The 20,777-nt window shown below is 42.2% G+C and carries 17 protein-coding genes; 5 read left to right on the forward strand and 12 right to left on the reverse strand.

Annotated features, from left to right (window positions below; all coding sequences use genetic code 11):
- Positions 1-50: 50 nt before the first annotated feature.
- Entirely contained in the window at positions 51-638 is a 588-nt protein-coding gene (locus tag J1N51_RS13235) for an NADPH-dependent FMN reductase (protein ID WP_208831722.1), read from the forward strand.
- 106 nt (positions 639-744) lie between these two features.
- On the opposite strand, the gene J1N51_RS13240 is transcribed toward J1N51_RS13235, so the two are convergent.
- Positions 745-2,163 (reverse strand): sugar porter family MFS transporter, encoded by a 1,419-nt coding sequence (locus J1N51_RS13240; RefSeq protein WP_208831723.1) that lies wholly within the window; start codon positions 2,161-2,163, stop codon positions 745-747.
- Positions 2,164-2,464: 301 nt separating this feature from the next.
- Here J1N51_RS13240 and J1N51_RS13245 point away from each other — a divergent pair, with 301 nt between their 5' ends.
- Entirely contained in the window at positions 2,465-3,493 is a 1,029-nt protein-coding gene (locus J1N51_RS13245; RefSeq protein WP_208831724.1) for a LacI family DNA-binding transcriptional regulator, read from the forward strand.
- Between the two features lie 71 nt (positions 3,494-3,564).
- On the opposite strand, the gene J1N51_RS13250 is transcribed toward J1N51_RS13245, so the two are convergent.
- The 7 genes from J1N51_RS13250 to J1N51_RS13280 form a co-directional block, all read right to left on the reverse strand.
- Entirely contained in the window at positions 3,565-5,577 is a 2,013-nt protein-coding gene (locus J1N51_RS13250; protein ID WP_208831725.1) for a methyl-accepting chemotaxis protein, read from the reverse strand.
- A gap of 142 nt (positions 5,578-5,719) precedes the next feature.
- Positions 5,720-6,529: a symmetrical bis(5'-nucleosyl)-tetraphosphatase gene (locus J1N51_RS13255; RefSeq protein ID WP_208831726.1), complete on the reverse strand. Its 810-nt coding sequence runs from the start codon at positions 6,527-6,529 to the stop codon at positions 5,720-5,722.
- Between the two features lie 30 nt (positions 6,530-6,559).
- A complete protein-coding gene (gene apaG / locus J1N51_RS13260; protein ID WP_208831727.1) occupies positions 6,560-6,928 on the reverse strand; it encodes a Co2+/Mg2+ efflux protein ApaG in 369 nt (122 codons plus the stop codon).
- Between the two features lie 11 nt (positions 6,929-6,939).
- Entirely contained in the window at positions 6,940-7,788 is an 849-nt protein-coding gene (rsmA, locus tag J1N51_RS13265) for a 16S rRNA (adenine(1518)-N(6)/adenine(1519)-N(6))-dimethyltransferase RsmA (RefSeq protein WP_208831728.1), read from the reverse strand.
- 8 nt (positions 7,789-7,796) lie between these two features.
- A complete protein-coding gene (gene pdxA / locus J1N51_RS13270; RefSeq protein WP_208833441.1) occupies positions 7,797-8,783 on the reverse strand; it encodes a 4-hydroxythreonine-4-phosphate dehydrogenase PdxA in 987 nt (328 codons plus the stop codon).
- An 11-nt stretch (positions 8,784-8,794) separates the two neighbouring features.
- Positions 8,795-10,078, reverse strand: coding sequence for a peptidylprolyl isomerase SurA (gene surA, locus J1N51_RS13275; protein ID WP_208831729.1), 1,284 nt, complete (start codon positions 10,076-10,078; stop codon positions 8,795-8,797).
- Positions 10,079-10,090: 12 nt separating this feature from the next.
- On the reverse strand, positions 10,091-12,352 hold the full coding sequence (locus J1N51_RS13280; RefSeq protein ID WP_208831730.1) for an LPS-assembly protein LptD: 2,262 nt from the start codon (positions 12,350-12,352) through the stop codon (positions 10,091-10,093).
- Positions 12,353-12,548: 196 nt separating this feature from the next.
- Between J1N51_RS13280 and djlA the strand changes: the two genes are divergently transcribed.
- Positions 12,549-13,424, forward strand: coding sequence for a co-chaperone DjlA (gene djlA / locus J1N51_RS13285; RefSeq protein WP_208831731.1), 876 nt, complete (start codon positions 12,549-12,551; stop codon positions 13,422-13,424).
- 21 nt (positions 13,425-13,445) lie between these two features.
- Here djlA and J1N51_RS13290 read toward each other — a convergent pair whose 3' ends face one another.
- Positions 13,446-14,390, reverse strand: coding sequence for a DUF3530 family protein (locus J1N51_RS13290; protein ID WP_208831732.1), 945 nt, complete (start codon positions 14,388-14,390; stop codon positions 13,446-13,448).
- 127 nt (positions 14,391-14,517) lie between these two features.
- On the opposite strand from J1N51_RS13290, the gene hemH reads away from it, so the two are divergent.
- Both hemH and J1N51_RS13300 read left to right on the forward strand, forming a co-directional pair.
- Positions 14,518-15,597, forward strand: coding sequence for a ferrochelatase (gene hemH, locus J1N51_RS13295; protein WP_208831733.1), 1,080 nt, complete (start codon positions 14,518-14,520; stop codon positions 15,595-15,597).
- A gap of 82 nt (positions 15,598-15,679) precedes the next feature.
- Complete coding sequence (locus J1N51_RS13300; RefSeq protein ID WP_208831734.1) at positions 15,680-17,008, forward strand: Na+/H+ antiporter NhaC family protein; 1,329 nt, start codon at positions 15,680-15,682, stop codon at positions 17,006-17,008.
- Between the two features lie 93 nt (positions 17,009-17,101).
- On the opposite strand, the gene J1N51_RS13305 is transcribed toward J1N51_RS13300, so the two are convergent.
- The 3 genes from J1N51_RS13305 to J1N51_RS13315 all read right to left on the reverse strand — a co-directional run bounded on the left by J1N51_RS13305 (position 17,102) and on the right by J1N51_RS13315 (position 20,775).
- Positions 17,102-18,292 (reverse strand): amino acid aminotransferase, encoded by a 1,191-nt coding sequence (locus tag J1N51_RS13305; protein WP_208831735.1) that lies wholly within the window; start codon positions 18,290-18,292, stop codon positions 17,102-17,104.
- A gap of 43 nt (positions 18,293-18,335) precedes the next feature.
- Positions 18,336-18,995 carry a GAF domain-containing protein gene (locus J1N51_RS13310; RefSeq protein WP_208831736.1) on the reverse strand — a complete coding sequence of 220 codons (660 nt, stop codon included), beginning with the start codon at positions 18,993-18,995 and terminating at the stop codon, positions 18,336-18,338.
- A 109-nt stretch (positions 18,996-19,104) separates the two neighbouring features.
- The gene (locus J1N51_RS13315) at positions 19,105-20,775 is read right to left on the reverse strand and encodes a fused response regulator/phosphatase (protein WP_208831737.1); all 1,671 of its coding nucleotides are present in this window, start codon (positions 20,773-20,775) and stop codon (positions 19,105-19,107) included.
- Positions 20,776-20,777: the final 2 nt, after the last annotated feature.

Raw genomic sequence — 20,777 nt, forward strand, 5'->3', positions numbered from 1 at the left:
ATAACTAAAATTAAATACCGTCAGTTGCTCATTATTAACGGGAGTGAAAAATGAAAATTACAATTATTTCAGGTAGTACTCGAAACCAATCTGGAAGTGCAAAAACCTCGGCATACTTAAAGGCACAATTAAACGCCATCGATGACAGCCAGGAGGTCTCTATTTTTGATTTAGCAGAGCTAAACTTACCGATGTGGGAAGAAGATACGGATTTAACTCAGGTAGCCGAACAGCAAGCCGAACTCGAAGCTTCTGACGCGTTTGTGTTCGTCGTTCCGGAGTGGCATGGCATGGTGCCACCAGCGGTTAAAAATCTATTTTTCTTGTTTACTGGTGCATTCCGTCACAAGCCGGCGTATATAGTGACAGTATCTGCAGGCAGCGGTGGTCGTTACCCGATCCAAGAAATGCGCTCTACGGTTTATAAAAATACCTATTTAAACTTTATCCCGGTTAATACGATCATCGACAGACTAAATGCAACAATTGACGATCAAGGGCAGTACATTGCCGAAAAGCAATTTGTAGCTAATCGAGTTGATGAAGGTTTGCGTTTGTTACTTGAATACGGCAAGGCCTTTGTACAAATTCGCCAGAGTGACATAGTCCAAGAAAAACGCTTCCCGAATGGTGTTTAGCGATATAAAAACGCATCTGCGTTATCACGTATGGATATAACAAAAGAGGTGGCCAAGGCCACCTCTTTTTTTATTAATATAAAACTCTAAACAACTGCCACAAGAGCTAATTTTGCATTTCTTCTAGCTCTTTTCCTTTGGTCTCGCGAACAAAGTAATACACAAAGACAATCGAGAGAAGGGCAAAACCTGCATATATGCTGTACGCCCCAGCTAATCCTATAGACAGTAAAAGGAGAGGGAAGGTCATAGTGATCAAGAAGTTAGTTCCCCACTGGAACAAACCACTGACGGCAAGCCCCGAGCCACGGATCTGATTAGGGAACATTTCACCTAGTAACACCCACATTACCGGTCCCCACGACATGTTAAAGAAAAACACATATACATTTGCTGAAATGAGCGCTGTCGCCCCCATAGCATCCGTGAGCATCAGCTTATTATTATCATCAAGATTACCGCTACCTAAGGCAATTACCATTACAAACAGCGCTATTGTCATGCCGATAGAGCCGATTAATAAAAACGGTTTGCGACCTACTTTGTCAATTAAGAATATCGTGATCAAACAAGCTGCAATACTCAGACCCGCACTAAGAATGTTGATGAGCAATGCATCTGCCTCGGTAAATCCTACGGCTTGCCAAAGTACCGCGCCATAGTAAAACACCACATTGATGCCAACGAGTTGTTGAAATGATGCGAGACCAATACCAACCCAAACGATAGGCTTGACTCGTTTTACTGATTTATCGATTAAATCTGATAATTTTGGCTGATGGTCTTGGTCAATGCTGGCTTGGATCTCTCGTAGTTTAAACAATGCATTACTATCACCGTATAATCGAGACAACACGACAGTAGCTTGAATAGGACGGTCTTTAATTACTAAAAATCGCGGACTTTCTGGGATAAACAGCAAAGCGACAAAAAATAACACTGCAGGTAGTAATTCCATCCAGAACATCCAGCGCCAAGCTGCTTCGTTAGCCCATAAAATCTGAGTGGAGCCATTTGCCGCGTCAGCGATGAAGTAATTACTGACAAACGCACTAAATAAACCCAGAATGATTGCCACTTGCTGAGCTGTTGCAAGCGCGCCACGTATTCTTGCCGGTGCGACTTCAGCTATATAGGCAGGGGCCATAACTGAGGCTGCGCCTACCGCAACACCTCCAAGAATACGAGCAATGACAAATGCCATCGACGTATCGGCGGCACCAGAGCCCCATGCAGAGATAATGAAGAAGACTGCAGTGATGAGAAGTACGTTTTTTCGACCTAAAGAATCTGAAAGGCGTCCAGCAAAAAAGGCACCAAAAGCGCAGCCAAGTAACATGGATGCGACTTGAAACCCAGTAGCCACATCATTTGATTTAAACGTGCTTGATAACCCTTCAACGGTTCCATTTATAACCCCGCTGTCAAAACCAAACAAAAAACCACCAATAGTAGCGACGATACTAATAAGAATAATAAAACTAAGGTTCTCGTGATTGGCTTCTGAGTTGTTATTATTTGACACTCTTTTCTCCCTGAGTGATTGTTTTTATTCCCAAATTATCTCTTTATTTGGTTGATTAATCTACCCAGAATAAAGCGCAATATGTAAATTAATTACACGAAATACATCCTTTTAATAGTCTTAGCCGAGGAGTTTATGCATAATATGCATAAATCTAGAGAGTTCGACTTTAGAAAGAAAATGACCAGTTGAATACGTATGTAATTTAAACAACAGGCTTGCGTTTTTAACAAAAATAGAATTTTACAGCCCATTTCGGACAGGGTAAGATTAAAAAAAATACAATAGGTTGAAGTGATTCGTGAAAGGTAAAGCCACATCATTTGATATTGCCTATCGAGCCGGGGTGTCACAGTCTACGGTGTCTAGGGCATTGCGTAACAGTCCATTGGTAAGTGAAAAAACACGGGAAAAAATTCAGCAAATTGCTAAAGAGCTGAATTATACCGTTGATAAAAATGCCAGTAGTTTACGCTCTCAAACAAGTACGACACTCGCATTATTATTGTTTGAAGATCCTACGAGTGATGACTCTCTCGTCAATCCATTTTTCCTTTCAATGCTAGGCAGTATAACGCGAGAGTGCGGCAAGCTTGGTTATGATTTATTGGTTTCGTTTCAAGAGCTTGATGCGGATTGGCATTCAGTATTTAAGGACAGTAATAAAGCGGATGGTCTGATACTGTTAGGTTATGGCGACTATTTGGATTATGAAGCTAAGTTAAGAGAGCTCGTTAAGCACAGTACCCCTTTTGTCCGTTGGGGAGCTGCAACAAAGAGTATAGATACATGCTCAATTGGCTGTGACAACTTTCATGGTGGCTGGCAGATCACTGAACATTTAATTAAACACGGTCGCAAACAATTTGGCTTTATCGGCGCAGTTCACGATGGCGCTCCAGAGTTTAGAGCTCGGTATGAAGGACATTGTGAAGCGTTAACTAGAGCAGGCCTAGAAGCCAACGCACAGTTACAAAAAAACGCAGTTAACACAGAAGAAGACGGTTTTAATGCAACTTTACAATTACTAGCAGAAAACCAGCCTCTAGATGCCATTGTTGTAGCCAGTGACTTAATCGCGACAGGCGTTTTAAAAGCGTTGGAGCAAAAGGGCATAAAGGTTCCTGAACAATGCGCCGTTGTTGGTTTTGATGATGTGCCAATTGCTCGTTATACCAAGCCTGCTTTAACTACGTGTCGACAGGACTCAACGGCTGCAGGTGTTATGCTGGTAGATAAACTTGTTCAGTTAATCAAAGGTGAGCCTGTCACAGATGCTTTTATGAAGACTAAGTTAATTGTTCGTGAGTCATGCGGCACACAACAATAAGTTAGTAATAAAATGAAGTGATAAAAAAACGCCAGCTAGCTGGCGTTTTTTTGTTTAAACTAATTAAGTTTTTACAATCTAAATTGCTCTACAGATTGACGAAGTTCTTCTGCTAATCGCGCCACTTCTTGAGACGATAAGTCTGTTTGAGAGGCGCCTGAGGCAGTTTGCTCGGCAATTGCAACAATAGACTCTAGACGTTCGCTGATCTCATTACTGACTTGGTTCTGCTCTTGTGCAGCAGATACGATTTGTTCACTCATATCGTTAGCTTGATGTACCGAGTCTGTAATGCTGTTGAGGGCAATCGTTGCTTGTTCTGTTTGCTCAACACACAGCTCAGCTTGTGATTTACTGTTATTCATCACAGTTACCGCTGACTTAGAACCGCGTTGTAGCTGTTCGATCATGCTTTGAATTTCTTCAGTTGATTCTTGAGTTTTGCTCGCTAACGAGCGTACTTCATCGGCAACAACTGCAAACCCTCGACCTTGTTCACCTGCACGAGCAGCTTCAATGGCCGCATTAAGGGCTAGTAGGTTAGTTTGCTCTGCGATACCGCGAATAACATCCAAAATGCCACCAATTGCTGCGCTGTGTTCATTAACTTCATGAATGACACCAGATGCTTGTTCAATTTCACCCGCAAGTTTAATGATGGTTTGTTTGTTGTTATCTGAAATGCCTTTAACGCGTTCTGCATCTTCGTCTGCTTGTTTAATATCAGCCAAAGCTTCATTTGCTCTGTCCATAACAGCGTAAGACGTGCTAGCCATTTCAGACGTAGCGGTAGCGGCTTGCTCAACTTGAGCGCGTTGTTCGTTGATTGCGACGGTTGACTCTTTTACAACCATAGACGTTTCTTCTGAAGCAGTAGCAAGTTGGTTAGAGCGGTTAACGATACCGTGGATTAACTCTCTTAAACTATCAATAAGGACGTTACAGTTTTTGGCTAACTCACCAAACTCGTCTTTACTATTCGCATCTAAACGAACAGTTAGGTCACCAGTAGAAACAACGTTAAGTACTTCATTGACTTGCGATAGTGGTCGAGTAACGCGGATTACGGTTTTGAAGCCAATAAATGTTGATAGAACAAGGGCAATACCCATCACTAACCAGTTTTGAGTTGTACCCGTACTAACTGACTCTTTAACACCGTTTGTGGTTTGCGCTAATTCTTCTTTTACCAAAGCTTCTAGATGTTTTAGCTCGTCAATACCGGCTTCTGCCAAACGAGTCGTATCAGCTAAATAGCGGGCCGCTGCATCTAATTTATCTAATAATTGAACTTTAATATTACCGACACTGTTGGAAGAGGTCAGCATTTCTTCTACAAGTTTTGCTTGCTCAATAATATCATCGGCAGCGTCATAATCTTTGCCGTCAACAAGCGTTTTAAATTGGTTTATTGCGTCGGTATTGTTACCGCGAATGTAGTCTATTTCTTTGCGAATAGTATTTACGGTTTCACGAGAATCACTTTTGGTGAGGTCGTTGATGTTAGTAATGATGCTCAGCATGTTGGCTTCAATGCGAGCTGCCGCTGTTACTGCAGGGTCGTTACTGGCTAAACCATTTAAGTCGATAAAATCCAAAATGTAACTGGCGGCGTCGTCAGCTGCCATTTCTGTTTCGTCAAGTTGTTCTAAAATTTTGTCTGACAGGCTTAGTGTCGACTTTTTAGCATCAAACAACTTAAATGAGGCTGCTTTAAACTCGTTGAAGCGAGTTTCTACATTCGGGATCTCATTTCGCAACTCAGGGACGTCTTTTACGATTCTAGCTAATCGTGCGATCTCTTCTTCGATAATGGTTGCTTGTTGGTTAAAGGTGTTAATTGTTGCTTCAACTTCACTTGTCTCAGTCGCGTAATAATCCAATAAAGTTGTTTTACTCATGGCCAAAAACTGTTGCTGTAGTTTGCCACTAGATTCAAGAGCAGGAACTGATAATGAGTTAACTTGCTCAGTCGACTCTGAAATGTCATCGAGGATTGAGACTGAGTTGAATCCCAATATTAGCAAAAGGACCGCGGTAATAGTAAATCCACCTATTACCCTCATTGCAACTGTAAGTTTCATAAGTTCTCCATGGAAGACTGCTAACTTGATAATTTAATTCAGGTTATCGGCCATATTTAGAAATTTATTAGTTTTATTATAAGAATGTATTTCGAATACTCTGTTGCATCAGCTAAACGACACAACAAATTTAGTACGAGCATTATGCACTAATTTGAATCTTTTGGTGGTTTTGCCAGTGCATAATTGTTAAATAATTACCCCAAACGAAGCCCGTGTCCAGCCCTATAACGTTTGGGTTTTGGGTTTCTCCCATTAATGCTGCCCAGTGACCAAATACCCACTTTGTAGTGTCGAATCGTTCTGGTTCAAATTCAAACCATGGAATCAATGAGTTAGCCTCACTGCTCTTCGGAGAGGACTTATTTGAGAAGTCCAGTTCGCCACTTTTTGTACAGAAGCGCATACGAGTAAAAGCATTAACAGAAAATGTTATTTTTTCTTGTCGAGTAAGGTTTTTATCCCACTTTACCGGTTTGTTTCCGTACATTTCTGATAAAAATTGTCGGTAATCGGCAGAGCGAAGAGACTCTTGTAGAATCGAGGCCCACTTTTTAGCTTTTTTAGGAGACCACAATGGTGGTAGGCCTGCATGGCTCATGAAACCCGACTCGTCCGGCAGTGCTAACAAGAGCGGTTGTGCGCGCAACCAGTCGCGAAAATAGGGCAGGCGAGCCGAATCAATTAAAGGTTGTAAGTTGTCTTTGGGATTTACGTTTTTTAACCCGTTGGCAACGGCTAAAAAATGTAAGTCGTGATTTCCCAAAACGGTTCGGACTGAACTTTCATGGTCGGCTAAAAACGATAGAGTCGATAGCGAGTCGTCACCGCGAGCAATAAGATCTCCGGTCAACCACAAGGTATCTCTACCATGTTCAAATTGGACAGTTGCTAAGGCCTTCTGCAAACCAGCAAAACAGCCCTGAATGTCTCCAATAAAGTAATCAGCCATAGTGTAAAACGAATTCCCTCTCGGTGATGACTAATGAACTACGTTGGGAATAGCCAGTCGGAATACTGGTATAGGAACTTGCTTGGACTCGTTGGTCGATTTATTTACAAACTCGTAAAAGCCTTCCATTGTGCCCAATTCGGTTTCCAATACGCAACCACTGGTGTAGGTGTAAGATTGGCCGGGCTCTATAATCGGCTGTTCACCGACTACACCGGCTCCCTTAACTTCTACTTTTTTACCGTTAGCATCTGTGATGAGCCAATAACGACTCATCAATTGACCTGTCTCTAATCCGTTATTAGAAATCGTAATGGTGTAAGCAAATACAAATCGGTTTTGGCTAGCATCGGTTTGTTCAGGAATGTTTCGTGAAACGACATCAATATCTATTTGCATTTGATTTACCTCTACGACTCTTTATTTTCACCGTACCAAATGGCGATCTTGATGTAATCATCCAAGCTCAGGTTTTCGGCTCTGAGTCCGGCATCTATCCCAAGTTCTGCCAATTGTTCAGCGGTGATGATGTTTTGTAAGCTATTACGCAGAGTTTTGCGACGTTGATTAAATGCTTCAAGACACACCGTATTTAATAGTGACGGAGCGACTTGGTTGCGTTCGTCATGAGGCTTTGGTATTAAACGAATAACTGCAGAATCGACTTTTGGTGGTGGCACAAATGATTCAGGTGGTACATCAGTTACAGGCACCGTTCGACAGTAGTATTGGGTCATAATACTTAATCGGCCAAATGCTTTTGAATTAGGGGCTGCACACATGCGGTTTACCACTTCTTTTTGGAGCATGAAGTGCATGTTTTCGATGTGGTCCAAAAAATCGTACAAATGGAACAGCAATGGCGTCGAGATGTTGTATGGTAGATTACCAAACACTTTTAGTTTTTTGTCATCGCGAATCACTTGGCTAAAATCAAATTGCAACGCATCCGCTTGGTAAATATTTAGTTTTTTACCAATGAAAGGGTGGGTCTTTAGGCGCTCAGCCAAATCTTTATCAAGCTCGACCACGTTCAGTAAATCAGTTCGTTCGGCAACTGGCTCTGTAATGGCACCTAGACCTGGACCGATTTCTAATACGTTATCACCTTCTTTAGGTGCAATTGCACGAACGATACGCTCGATAATGTCTTCGTCAGTTAAGAAGTTTTGACCAAATCGTTTACGGGCCTTGTGGCCTTGGTGAATGCCTTTAGCTGGGTCAAAATGTTTCTTGTTGGAAGCTTTGTATTTACTCATTGAGTGGGTTATGCCTTTTGTTCATGAGCCATTTTTATGGCGTTTGCGATCGCTACTTCCATGCTGCCTGTGTTGGCAGTTCCTGTACCTGCTAAATCAATTGCAGTGCCATGATCGACTGATGTTCGAATATAGGGTAAGCCTAGAGTGATATTGACGGCATTACCAAATCCTTTAAATTTTAATACCGGCAGACCTTGGTCGTGATACATAGCCAAAACCGCGTCTGCAGAGTCTAAGTATTTAGGCTGAAATAAAGTATCGGCAGGAAGCGGACCAATAAATTCCATGCCTTCAGCGTTAAGTGACTGGATCACAGGTTCGATGATTTCTATTTCTTCTCGGCCTAAATGTCCGCCTTCACCGGCGTGAGGATTTAAGCCACAGACCAATACCTTTGGCTGCTTGATACCAAACTTAGTCTGTAGATCTTTGTATAAAATGGTCGCCACTTTGGTCAGGCGCTCTGGTGTAATGGCCTTGGCTACATACGCTAGAGGTATGTGAGTTGTTACTAACGCAACACGGAGCCCCTCCGTTGCCAAAAGCATTACAACATCAGACGTATTTGAATGATTGGCAAAAAACTCAGTATGACCACTAAAAGGAATACCAGATTGGTTAATGATGCCTTTGTGCACTGGGCCTGTCACGATTGCATCAAATAGCCCATCCATGTTGCCTTGGCTAGCGGTAGTGAGTGTTTCCACTACATAATGGCCGTTTTTTTCGTTGAGTTGGCCTGCAACACAGGCCGATTCCAAGTCATGTTGAACAACAAAAAGTTGCCCTTTTTGGTGTTGCTGTGCAGTTGCTGCCGGATCAAAGTCAACCAAGCTTATCGGTAAGCCTAGTTGTTCTGCACGTTGCAGTAACATTTCTTTATCTGCTAACGCGATAAGCTGAGCAGGCCATTCCTGCTGAGCTATTTTTAAAACTAAATCAGGTCCAATGCCAGCTGGCTCGCCTGGGGTAATCGCTATTCTTGGAATAATAGACATACGTCTTATAGTGCCTCAATGTTGGCTTTACTGCGTAACTCTCGTAACCAGTTTTCTTTCTCTTCAGCAAACTTACGGTTAAACAAGATTTGATACGCGCGGTCTTTTTTACTGTCTTCAGTAGCATCCGAAGTACGTTCGTCAAGTAGCTGAACAACGTGCCAACCAAACTGAGTACGGAAAGGAGCACTAAACTGACCTGGAGATAGTTGACCTAAAGTCTCTTTAAACTGTGGAGCATAGATATCCGGGTTAGCCCAGCCTAATTCACCACCACGTGACGCCGAGCCAGGATCTTCAGAGTGCTCTTTTGCCAGTTCAGAAAAGTCAGCGTTACCCGCTTTAACATCGGCAACGAACTTTTCTAGCATTTTTTTAGCTTTTTCTTCACTTAGAATAATAGAAGGTTTTATCAAGATGTGACGAGACTTCACTTCTTTTATTTCTACGGTTTCACGTCCGCGAATGTCTAAAATTTTGATAATGTGAAAACCTGCACCCGATTTTAGTGGGCCGATGATGTCGCCTTTCTTTTGGCCTTTGACGTTTTCGGCAAATAGACTTGGCATTTCATTAATACTTAAAAAGCCCCAGTCACCACCTTCAAGAGCTTTAGCACCACTTGAAGAGGTAATGGCGACTTGTTTAAAATCGGCGCCGCCTTCAAGTAGTTCAATAACTTTTTCGGCAACATCTTTACGAGTAGTAATGTCAGCTTGAGTGGCATCACTGTCGACGTTGATAAGGATGTGACCAATGTTGAATTCTTCTTTGCTGGTTTGTTGTTCGATGATTTCGAGTAGGGTTTTTACTTCTTGCTCAGAAATGTTCACACGACGTCTTACGTTTGCACGCATGGTTTCAGAAATTGTGATTTCACTGCGAACTTTTTCACGGTGTTGCTCAAAGTTTTCACCGCTGTCGATAACGCTCTGGCGGTACTCTTCGATGGTTTTGCCTTCGCTTTGAGCAATGTTCATCAACACTGAATCTAGCTGAGCATCACTTATTTGAATACCCATACGGCTTGCAAGTTGTAACTGCAGGCTTTCTAAAATGAGCTTTTCGATAGCCTGTGTACGCAATACGTCGTCAGTTGGTAAGCGTTGGTTTTCAATGGCTGCTTTGGCTTTAACTGAGCGTACTATGTCTCTAATTTCACCTTCCAGTACAACACCATCATCAACAACAACAGCTACTTCATCTATCTTTTTTACATCAGCTGAAACTGCCGTTGACAGCGCAGCAGCACCAAGTAAAAGGGCGCTTAGTAGAGATTTTTTAAACATACAATCTTCTCATTATTTGGTAATTAGGTATGGGCGGCGATAAGCAAATATGCTGTCTGAGAACAGTTTGGAAATATCCGAAACTACCTCTCCACCCAAACCTTGGAATCTAAAGTTAATACCGATGCCATTTTCGTATTGTACTAGGCCATCGTTGTCGAAGTCAGTTCTGTTTAAATCGAGCACAACTTGGCGTTGTGCAGAGACTTGTACGCTCCAACAGCAAGAGCGGTACTCAAAGCCAATAACACCATCTAAGTTGATGTCTCGCTCTGAGTCATAGTGATAACTTGCAGCTACCGACCATTGGTCGTTTAATTTGTAACTACCGAATAAACCAGTCTGGTTAATAGTGGTATTTGCCACATCGCGAACATATCGGTGGTTAATTTGAAGGTTTTTATCCTCGTCCAACCAATAATCGAGGGCGATAAAGCCACTGTTGGCTTTTTTGGACGTGCGGTCATACAAAATACCGCCGTCTATTTGCCAATTGTCTGATAGTTGTCCAAACACTTCTATTGCAAGTGCAGGCTTTGAGTCGACCTCTTGTGTATTAGTTCCCGCAAGATCTATTTTATCGTCTAACTCGTGTACTTGAGCAACACCCAGTCTGAATATTTCTTGGTTGTTCTGGTTAAATATACTACTTGAAACACCGAGAGTAACTTGATTAAGCGCCTCTATGCGATCAATGCTCGAAAAGGTCTGGCTTCTAAAAAGAGCAAAGTAGTCTTCTTTTAGGCGTTGAGAGTCGTACAAATTAATTTGTGATTGATCTGACTCTTCAATGTACAGATATTGTATTTTAGGCTCTAACGTTTGACGAACGTCTTCACCAAAATAGCGTCCAAACTTTTCGAAGTTTAATCCTGCTAATAATCGAAACTTTCCTACGCCTCGGTCGACCGTTTGTGTTTCATCTCGATCTTGGAATTGCTGGCGGTAATGGGTAGCTAAGTACGAGGCTGAAGCTTCAAATTGAAATGCTGGCTGATGGTAGTTAAAACGAAGCTCCGGTTCAATGTGACTTCTGAACACTTGGTGTTCGTTAACAAACTCGTTCTCAAACTGAGTAAAGCTAGAGCGAACCCCAAACCCAAAGCCATTTACTGAAGAAAATGTATTCCAGTCTAACTCTAATTGAGCCGGGACTTTGTATGATGGTGAGTGCAGACCTAATTCAACGATATTTTGGCTCAGTAAACGGGCTGAAAACTGTTCTGTTTGATAACTCAATTGCGCCAAGTTATTAAGGTGGGTATCCGCTTGGTGGTGATAATCACTATTGAAGTCACTGATGTAACCGTAGTCACTTAGCTCGGTCCATTGTAGTTGAAACATCCAATTATCTGACCAATAAGACTGATGTTGAACGAAGCTTAAGTAGCGCTCTTCAAGCTCAGGTAGTTCGTCATCCTCGTTCATGTATTCGAGTTGAAGTAAATTGTCGGAATGCTCTGACAAGTATCGACTGTTTACTTTCCACAGCCAACCTCGCTCTGACATGAAAGAAGGTGTAAACGTCATGTCGTAATTAGGTGCAAAATTTAAATATATTGGCTGCGAATAATAAGCACCTAGCCTAGAGTTACTACCTAGTTTTGGAAATAGCAGGCCGCTTTTGCGCTTGTCGGTAATAGGGAAGGTTACATAAGGGAGATACAAAACTGGAATGTCTGCGATTTTAAATACCGTATTCCACGCTTCTCCCCAGCCTTCCTCTTGACTGATATTTATTTCACTGGAAGAAAATAACCAGCTTGGGTCTTCACCTGGACAGGTAGTAAACGTGGCTTCAGTTAACGACAGCTCGTTGATACCGTCAATATTAAAAGACTCAGCAGTACCACGCCCGGCATTAAATCCGAGCTGGTACTCAGCATTAACGAGTTTGAAGTCTTTATTTTTCTCATCAATGAAAATTGATTCGCCTTCAACCGTAGCGGCAGAAGAGTTGAGCTTAACGTTACCTTCGGCTAGAAACTGAGATTGTTTTTCTTTATAAACTGCTTGATTTGCCAGTACAGTTTGGCTTTGCTGATAAATAACGACATTGCCTTTAAAAGTGATTTGCTCACCGTGAACGACATCGTTTTCATCGCTTTCGACAATGATGGTATCCTTGGGAAGGTTTAATTTCTTTAGGAATGGGTTCTGTTTTTGCTGGGTTTTTTCTAAATCAGCAAGTTGGCACTGGTAATTGGCGGCGGCTGCGCTAGAGAAAATACACAGAAGCGTCACACCGATTGAAGATAATAAACTCAGTTTCAAATTACAGTAAACCTATTAAGTTGCTTGTTGCCAGAGGCATGAAATATGCTCGTGAAATATGCTAATAACGCTGGCAGAAAAATAAATATTAGTAACTGATGAATTCTATACGAATTTTTTGCGATATACTACGTATCACAGCTTGGCAAGCAGTATTTTATTGACCAATTTTTAGAACAGATTGAAGTAGGACGTTGTGATAGGAAAAATAGCAGGTACAGTCTTTGGTTATTTATTGATTCGACACGTGATTGGGGCAATTGTTGGATGTGCGATTGGCCACTTATTTGATCAGGCCTTACAAAGGATCAAAGACAAGGGAAATGTCGAGGCGTTTTTAGTCGGTTCTGACGGCAAACAGTCGATCTTTTTTTACACAACGTTTTCGGTTATGGGCCATGTAGCTAAGGCTAGTGGCAGAGTCACACCAGAACACATCCAAACCGCAACGGATTTTATGGCGCAGATGCGCTTATCACCAAGTCAAATTGAAGAGGCCAAAAGCGCTTTTCGCGAAGGTAAGTTACTTGGTTTCCCTCTGAAAAAGAAGCTCAACCAATTTAAATCACAGTTTGGTGATCGAAAAGACTTGTGCCAGTTTTTTCTAGAGATTCAAATTCAAACAGCTTACTGCGACGCTGTATTAGAACAAGCTGAATATGAGTTACTTGAAAAAGTAGCTAAGCAGCTCGGCTTTAACCAAAGAAGCTTGAAGCAACTCATTGCGATGTGGGAAGCAGAAATTCGCTTTCAACAATACAAAAAAGCGCAACAAGAAAAATACAAAAAGTACGATCGCAGGCAGCAATACCGAGAGCATCAAGAACACCAGCAGCAACGCCAAGCTGCCTCAGAAGAGCCGAGTTTGCTCGATGCTTATGCAGTGCTAGGCGTTTCGGAGCGGGATTCAAGTCGCGATATAAAGCGAGCTTATAAAAAGTTAATGGCTCAAAATCATCCAGATAAGCTGGTCGCTAAGGGCCTGCCACCAGAAATGATGGAAGTGGCAAAACAAAAAACGCAGGACATTCAAGCAGCTTACGAAATCGTAAAAAAAGCCCGCAAACTATAAAGCTTTATTGGGTGGGCTGGATTACATTCCTACCGTGTGAAGAAAACCGTAGATTTCTTTAACGACTCGACGTTCTTGACCGTAGTAGTCGTAATAGCTGTTGAGTTTGCGTTGTCTAAAGTCGGTTTTGAAGTTCTTTCGAGCGACTTTTCTGCGCCATTCAAAATTATCCTCTAACCAACGATTGTCCCACGCCTGGCGTAAATCAAGTACCGGAAAATCCGTGAGGCTGATTGCTTCAGCAAAATTTCGATTGGCAGTTTGACCAAGCGCGTGACCGCTTAACATGACCAATGCGTCAGGGCGAGGTACTTTTTGCTCTGCAATTAGGTCGACAAGTAACGGACAAGATTTACCCTCACACACCATCAGATAAAAGCCAGGGAATTGCCCTGCAAACTCTACTGCAGCCGCTACACGCTGTTGCAAATCTAACGCGATTTGGCCCATTGTTTGAGTGGTAAGCGCAAGGTTTTGCGAGGACACTTTTTGAATTTGTTCCGAAGGCGCTTCTTGAGAGGTATCGCTAGGTGCTGCAGGTTGACTCTCACCTGTTACTGTTGGTGCGCTATCTACTGAGGATTGTGCCGATTCATCAGACAAAACAATGTTAGCTTGCTGAATGTCTTCGTAATGAGGTGTCGTAAGCAATACATTTGTCCAGCCGTAATCATTTAGCGTTTGATACAAGTTACTTAGGGCTGCTTGTTTTAAAATACCCTGGCTGAAATCTGGTATTAAAAACGCTACACCTTTTGGAATACCAGTGGTTTGTTCCTTTACAAGAGCAATAAAGGCTTGCTCTTGAGCTGTTTGGAGTGTTTGAATTTGATGATCAGGTAAGAACCGTTGTAAATCTTGGTATAGCCATTCAGCGTGTTGTGTAGGGACTTGTAATGGCGCATTATTGCTTCGAGTTTCGACAGCAAAAAACATTAAACTAATCAGCAAAAATGTTTTTAACACGCTAAAATACATAATAAATCTCAATACTTGGCTCAACTCGTTAATATTTATCGGCAGAATGAAAAAATTCTGAAACCATTTTAATAATAGCGCGTATACCTCTCGTTATATTAAAGAAGAGAACATAATGAAGTACACAAATAATCCAGATTTTAGTCACCAACAAAAAGACAAAATAGGAGTATTGTTTACCAATCTTGGTACTCCTGATGCGCCTACGCCAGGCGCTTTAAAGCCCTATTTGAAAGAGTTTTTGTCTGATCCTAGAGTGGTAGAGGTGCCTAGAGTTATTTGGTGGATGGTGCTAAACGGGGTTATTTTACCGTTTCGCTCAAGGCGTTCTGCGGGAGCATACAAAACAGTTTGGACCGAGCGCGGCTCACCATTGATGTTCAATACTGAAGCGATATCTAACGGTGTGGCTAAGAGGTTAGAAAATCGCTCGGACATTATCGTTGATTTCGCAATGCGATATGGCAATCCGTCAATAGAAAGTAAACTAACAGGCTTGTTAAATCGCGGAGCCAGAAAAGTTGTCGTTGTGCCTTTGTACCCGCAATACTCCGCAACAACAACCGCATCGACATTTGATGCAGTAGCTGAAGTTCTTCGCAAAACCAGATTTATTCCAGAGCTTCGCTTTGTAAATCACTATACCGACTCAGAAAAGTGGCTCAATGCTTTGGTTAATAAAGTTAAAGCTCACTGGCAGGAACATGGCCGAGCCGACAAATTAATCTTTTCGTATCACGGGATTCCGGCCCGCTATTGGCATAATGGCGACCCTTACGCTTGTCAATGCCACAAAACCTCTCGTCTGTTAGCTGAACGACTCGGGTTAGACAAAGACGAATACATGACTTGTTTTCAATCGCGCTTTGGCAAAGAAGAATGGGTAAAACCATACCTAGATGAAACTCTAAAAGGATTACCTGAACAAGGGGTGAAATCCGTTCAAGTTATGTGCCCTGGTTTTTCTGCTGATTGTTTGGAAACGATTGAAGAAATCGGCGAAGAGAATCACGAATACTTTATGGAAGCTGGGGGGCAGCGTTACGAATATATCGAGTGTCTAAATGATGACAAAGGTCATATCGATGCTTTGGTAGATATCGTTGAACAGCAAATCTCTGGTTGGGAGATTAACGCTGACACTAAGTTGCGTCATCAGCGTGCTGAACAAGTACGATTAAATAAGTCAAAATAAACGTTTGGACGTCTATAAGTTTAAACGTCCTTGTGTTAAATTTGGCTTTTGATTTTGAAATGATGCTTTGAAAGGGAGCCAAATGACTAATCAATCACAGTCGGGCTGGGCGCTATTACCGCTTGGCCTTTTTATTTTATTGTTTTTGGGAACTGGGATTTATTTACAGTCTCAAGGCGTTGAGTACGCGTTTTATCAATTACCGGCTCCTGTCGCTATCATCCCAGCCTTGCTGTTGGCCTTGTACTTTAACCGCGTTTTAGCCCCAACGAAGCACAATTTAGAAGACAGTATCTCTTTGTTGATCAAAGGTATGGGTAACAATAACGTTATGACCATGTGTTTGATATATCTGTTAGCCGGAGCATTTGCATCTGTAGCAAAGCAAACAGGTGGTGTGGATGCGGTGGTTAATTTGGGTTTAGGTGTTATTCCTAGCGCGTATTTAGTCGCAGGGTTATTTGTCATTTCTGCCATTGTTGCCACTGCGATGGGAACCTCAATGGGGACCATTGGTGCCGTTGCGCCAATTGCGTTTGGTGTCGTTGAAGTCACCTCTCTCGATCCTGCACTGATGGCTGGTGCAATAGTCGGTGGTGCTATGTTTGGTGACAATTTGAGTTTTATCTCAGATACCACGATTGCTTCTACCAAAACACAGGGGGCAGAGTTAAAGGATAAGTTTAAAGAAAACCTAATTTTTGCCCTTCCTTCTGCATTAATCGTTTTAGCTGTATATATTTTTTACAGTAGCTCAGCGGTTCCGACAGACTTAAGCAATGAACCTGCAAATACATTATTGGCTCTACCGTACTTCTTTATCATTGTTTTGGCGGTATTAGGGTTAAACGTATTCGTTGTATTACTTTTAGGCATTGTGCTATCAGCATTGTTTGGCTTTGCTGTTGCGGATTATCAGATTGCTAATGTTGGTAAAGATATCTACGCAGGCTTTGCCAATATGCAAGAAATCTTCTTGTTGAGCTTATTAGTAGGCGGTCTTAGTGAGTTGATGCGTCACCAAGGGGGACTCAACTTTTTAGTTAGCCACATTAATAGCGCTTTGTCGAAAGTGTCTAAATCTGGACTTTATTTCAAAAATCAGTTTGCCATCGCTAGTCTTGGGTTGTTAACTAACTCGGCAATTGCCAACAATACAGTCGCGATTATTGTGTCGGGTGATTCAGCTAAAAAATTGGCTGAGCAGGCTGATATCGAGCCTAGACGCAGTGCTAGTTTGTTAGATATCTTCAGCTGTATTACCCAAGGGTTAGTTCCTTTTGGTGCACAGGCGTTACTTGCAGCGGCAACCTTTGGTATTTCACCGATTCAAGTGGTCAGTAACGTTTGGTATTGCATGGTACTGTTTGTGATCAGCATATTGGTTATGATCATCCGAACTAAACGATAACACGGCAAGTCATTTCCAAATAAAAAAGGGCCTCTTGAGGCCCTTTTGTTTTGTTGTATAAAAACTAAAGTTCAGTGAGTATAAGCGTTAGGCTTACTTCAGCACCTCTGCCAACGCTTTTGCTAAGTAGTCTGCGTTGTCTTGGTTAACACCGGCAACGTTAATACGACTCGAACCAACAATGTAAATACTGTATTCGTCTTTTAGTCGTTGTATTGCTGTTTTGTCGATACCTAAAAATGAGAACATGCCATTTTGTTCTGCTATAAAGCCAAAATCGCCAGGTACATTGTGCTCTTTGAATTTCTCAACTATAAAGGTACGAAGTCCGTTGATTCGAGCGCGTTTTTCGTCAAGCTCTGCAATCCACTCTGCTTTTAATTCTTTGTTGCCAAGAATGCGTGCGACCACATCAGCACCGTGGGCGGGTGGCATCGAGTAAATAGCGCGAATGACACTCAATGCATTGGTATAGGCGACACTTGCACTGTCAGCGTCTTTACCCATGACTGAAAACGCACCAACACGGTCGCGATACAAGCCAAAGTTCTTCGAACATGAAGCACAAACAAGTAGCTCATCTAATTGTGAAGCAAGAAGACGCAAACCTGCCGCATCTTCATCCAAGCCAGATCCAAAACCTTGATAGGCAGAATCTAGTAATACTGTGAAACCTTGGTTTTTGGCAAGGTCTGCAACAACTTGCCATTGTTCAATGTTCAAATCCAAACCGCTTGGGTTGTGACAACACGCATGGAACAAAACAACGTCACCAGCAGGCACGGTCTTTAGTGTCGCAACCATTTCATCAAACTTAAGACCCATAGTCTCAAAGTCAAAATATGGGAATTCTTTTGTTTCTAGGCCTGCTGCGTGGAAGATACTGAAGTGGTTGGCCCATGTCGGTCCTGTCACCCAAATTGTCGCATCTGTATTTGCGCGCTTTATAAACTCGGCTGCAACTCTTAGAGAACCTGTTCCGCCTGGTGTTTGAGCGGTTTTGATACGGCCTTGTTTTAATGGCTCGATATCACCAAAGATCAAATCAGCCATTAAATCATTGTACTCTGTGTTTCCCGCTAGGCCGAGGTAGGCTTTTGATTTTTCGTTTTCTAGGCGTAGCTTTTCGGCTTTTTTTACCGCCTTCATGACAGGGGTGTCACCGTGCTCATCCTTGTATACACCAACACTCAAGTCGACTTTATTTGGGTTGGTGTCGGCCTTGAATTCGGCCATAAGACCTAAAATAGGGTCGGTGGGTACCGGTTTAAATTGTTCAAACATGCAAGTCTCTCTTTGCTCAGTGCCACCATAGAAAAGTGACGGGTTAGGGCAACGTTAACAGCTCGGATAATTTTTCACAGACCGCTGAAAATAATTCTTTTTGTTGGTCGTCAAAGCAGTTCGTTGCAAAACATTCTACGTCTATGATACCAACTATTTTTCGCTCTTCGCTAGCCAAAAGGGCATTTTTATTTTGTTCATTCTGTAAAGCAAAAATAGGTAGGCACAACTCGGATTGGACCTTAGGGTCACAAGTGTAGTACTCGCCACCATTATTGCGATACTCAGTTACGTCATTTATGACTCGGTCTTGACCTGTAAGAGCGACCGTTACATTGTTACTGAGGCGAGAAAATTCTTCGCTAAGTGGGAATTCGGCGCGTGACGGCTCACCGAAATAAGCAAGCTTGGTCAGAACCTTTTCATTCTTGGTATTGTGACGAGCAAGGTATACACCAAACCAATCGACTTGGGTTTTCTCCTTGACCCAGTCAACGACACTTTGAACATCTTTTAAAACCGCTAACTCGTGAGCATGCAGTTCGTTTTCAAGATTAAAGGGGGTTTCATCAAGCTCACCAAACAAAGAGCAAGTACCGCCCTCACCCAACAGGGGAACCTGGTAACTCAATGACAACAAAGGACTGTGAGAAACACACCACTGATTAAGTTGTTCAAGATAATTGTTCGATAATACAGACATAAAACCCACCAAAAAAAACTCTATATTTACGTTTAGACGTCTAAACGTCAGGAACTCTAATATAAAGGTTTTAACTTGTAAATGGATTTTTCACTAAAATGCGTTGAAATTAGGTCCTATCAAACAACTGGTAGCATATGGTTACTTTGTTACCGGTTTCATTGTATGAAACCGACTTGGATAACTCTCTTATAAGGGCATTTCCTCGACCAAACGAATGGTTGTCTTCACTCTCATCAAGACCGATGATAGAAGTGTCAAATCCTTTCCCACTATCTGATATTTCAATGATAAAAGTGTACTCGTCAGGGTCATAGGTCACAGCAATGTCAATATGACCTTTCTCTAGGTTATGCAGCTTAGATTGACGCATATCGTAATATTCAATAAATCCTTCTTGCATATCTTTGACGTCGGATTTCATTTCTAAAATACCGTGTTCGACGGCGTTGTTGTATGCCTCTGAGATAAGCAAAAATAAAGTAGATTTGTGACGTTGCACGCCTTTGATGCTTGCCAGCGTATCGACCAGCTCTTCTATAGGGCAAGTATTTTTTATAGCTTCTGCTGTTAAATGTAACTGATATTGGTGAGGCAGTTTGGAGTAGTTATCTTCTATTAAAGTACGATTTATGTCTGTGGGTTTACATCGCAGCGACAGCATCGAAATATCATCGTGCTGTTCTTGCTCCCCTTTAAACTCTTGAAGGCAACCAACCAGATGTTCGATTGTGTCTGTTTTTAATTTATTTAGTTGTTGAATCAAACGCGCTTCGCCAAACATATCACCTTCGTTGTTAGCAAGCTCGGTTACGCCATCAGAGTAGATAAACAGGCTATCGCTTTCGCTAACGTTAATGTTGGTTACGCTGCTTTCAAATTCGTGCTCACCTAAAACTCCAAGTGGCATGTGTTGGGCAGATAATACTTCTCTAATGCCTTTTTCGTCATCGACAATGAACATATCTGGTGTACCACCGCTCCATGTCGTCAGACTCTTGCCGTTATGACTCATTTCGACAATGGCCGCGGCGCAAAACATGTCACTAGGTAACAAGTTGAGAAGTATAGAGTTTATCTCAGCTGCTATTTCACCTACTGCAAGACCCTTGCGTGTCAGGGCATAAAATGCCCTGGAAACAGGAAGAGTACCAATGGCCGATGCGAGCCCGTGGCCGGTAAAATCTCCCATCATCACATAAAGGTTTCCGGTGGGTCCCATGCTCGTCAGCATGATGTCACCGTTAAACATAGCGGCAGGCGATAAGTAAAAATCAATGTGGTCGGGAGCTTGATAATTTCCTTGCAAAGCTCGATTGAAAATATGCTCGACGATTTGAAATTCACGTTCAGTTTGGAGGCGGTAATAGTCGAGTTGTTTTTTTTGTTCGAATGTTTTTTTACTGAGTTCACGGATTCTAGCGTGAGCTTTGATTTTGGCTGCCAAGATGACTTGATCAAAGGGTTTACTCAAAAAGTCATCACCGCCTACTTCGAGACACCTTTTTAAGCTTTCCTGATCGTCTAGAGCAGTTAAAAAGATAATCGGCAGGTAAACATTCGTCGACATTTTTTTGAGCTTAGGGGCTGCTACAAAGCCGTCCATGACAGGCATCATTGCATCGAGCAAGACTATGTCTGGATCATTGTGGGTAAATGCTTCGAGCGCTTCTAAACCGTTTGCAGCGGTGATAACCGTATAACCCTCTTTTTCTAGGCTACGAGATAAAATTGTGCGGTTTATCTGTTGATCATCAACAACCAAAATCTGTAATGACATCG

This window comes from Psychrosphaera ytuae (genome assembly GCF_017638545.1).
Lineage (GTDB): Bacteria > Pseudomonadota > Gammaproteobacteria > Enterobacterales > Alteromonadaceae > Psychrosphaera > Psychrosphaera ytuae.

What these genes read in the sequence shown, in the direction of transcription:
- J1N51_RS13300 (WP_208831734.1), top strand. Translation starts at nt 15,680, where the DNA reads ATGACTAATCAATCACAGTCGGGCTGGGCGCTATTACCGCTTGGCCTT.
- J1N51_RS13255 (WP_208831726.1), bottom strand. Translation starts at nt 6,529, where the DNA reads ATGGCTGATTACTTTATTGGAGACATTCAGGGCTGTTTTGCTGGTTTG.
- J1N51_RS13310 (WP_208831736.1), bottom strand. Translation starts at nt 18,995, where the DNA reads ATGTCTGTATTATCGAACAATTATCTTGAACAACTTAATCAGTGGTGT.
- apaG (WP_208831727.1), bottom strand. Translation starts at nt 6,928, where the DNA reads ATGCAAATAGATATTGATGTCGTTTCACGAAACATTCCTGAACAAACC.
- J1N51_RS13315 (WP_208831737.1), bottom strand. Translation starts at nt 20,775, where the DNA reads ATGTCATTACAGATTTTGGTTGTTGATGATCAACAGATAAACCGCACA.
- surA (WP_208831729.1), bottom strand. Translation starts at nt 10,078, where the DNA reads ATGTTTAAAAAATCTCTACTAAGCGCCCTTTTACTTGGTGCTGCTGCG.
- rsmA (WP_208831728.1), bottom strand. Translation starts at nt 7,788, where the DNA reads ATGAGTAAATACAAAGCTTCCAACAAGAAACATTTTGACCCAGCTAAA.
- hemH (WP_208831733.1), top strand. Translation starts at nt 14,518, where the DNA reads ATGAAGTACACAAATAATCCAGATTTTAGTCACCAACAAAAAGACAAA.
- J1N51_RS13305 (WP_208831735.1), bottom strand. Translation starts at nt 18,292, where the DNA reads ATGTTTGAACAATTTAAACCGGTACCCACCGACCCTATTTTAGGTCTT.
- J1N51_RS13250 (WP_208831725.1), bottom strand. Translation starts at nt 5,577, where the DNA reads ATGAAACTTACAGTTGCAATGAGGGTAATAGGTGGATTTACTATTACC.
- J1N51_RS13235 (WP_208831722.1), top strand. Translation starts at nt 51, where the DNA reads ATGAAAATTACAATTATTTCAGGTAGTACTCGAAACCAATCTGGAAGT.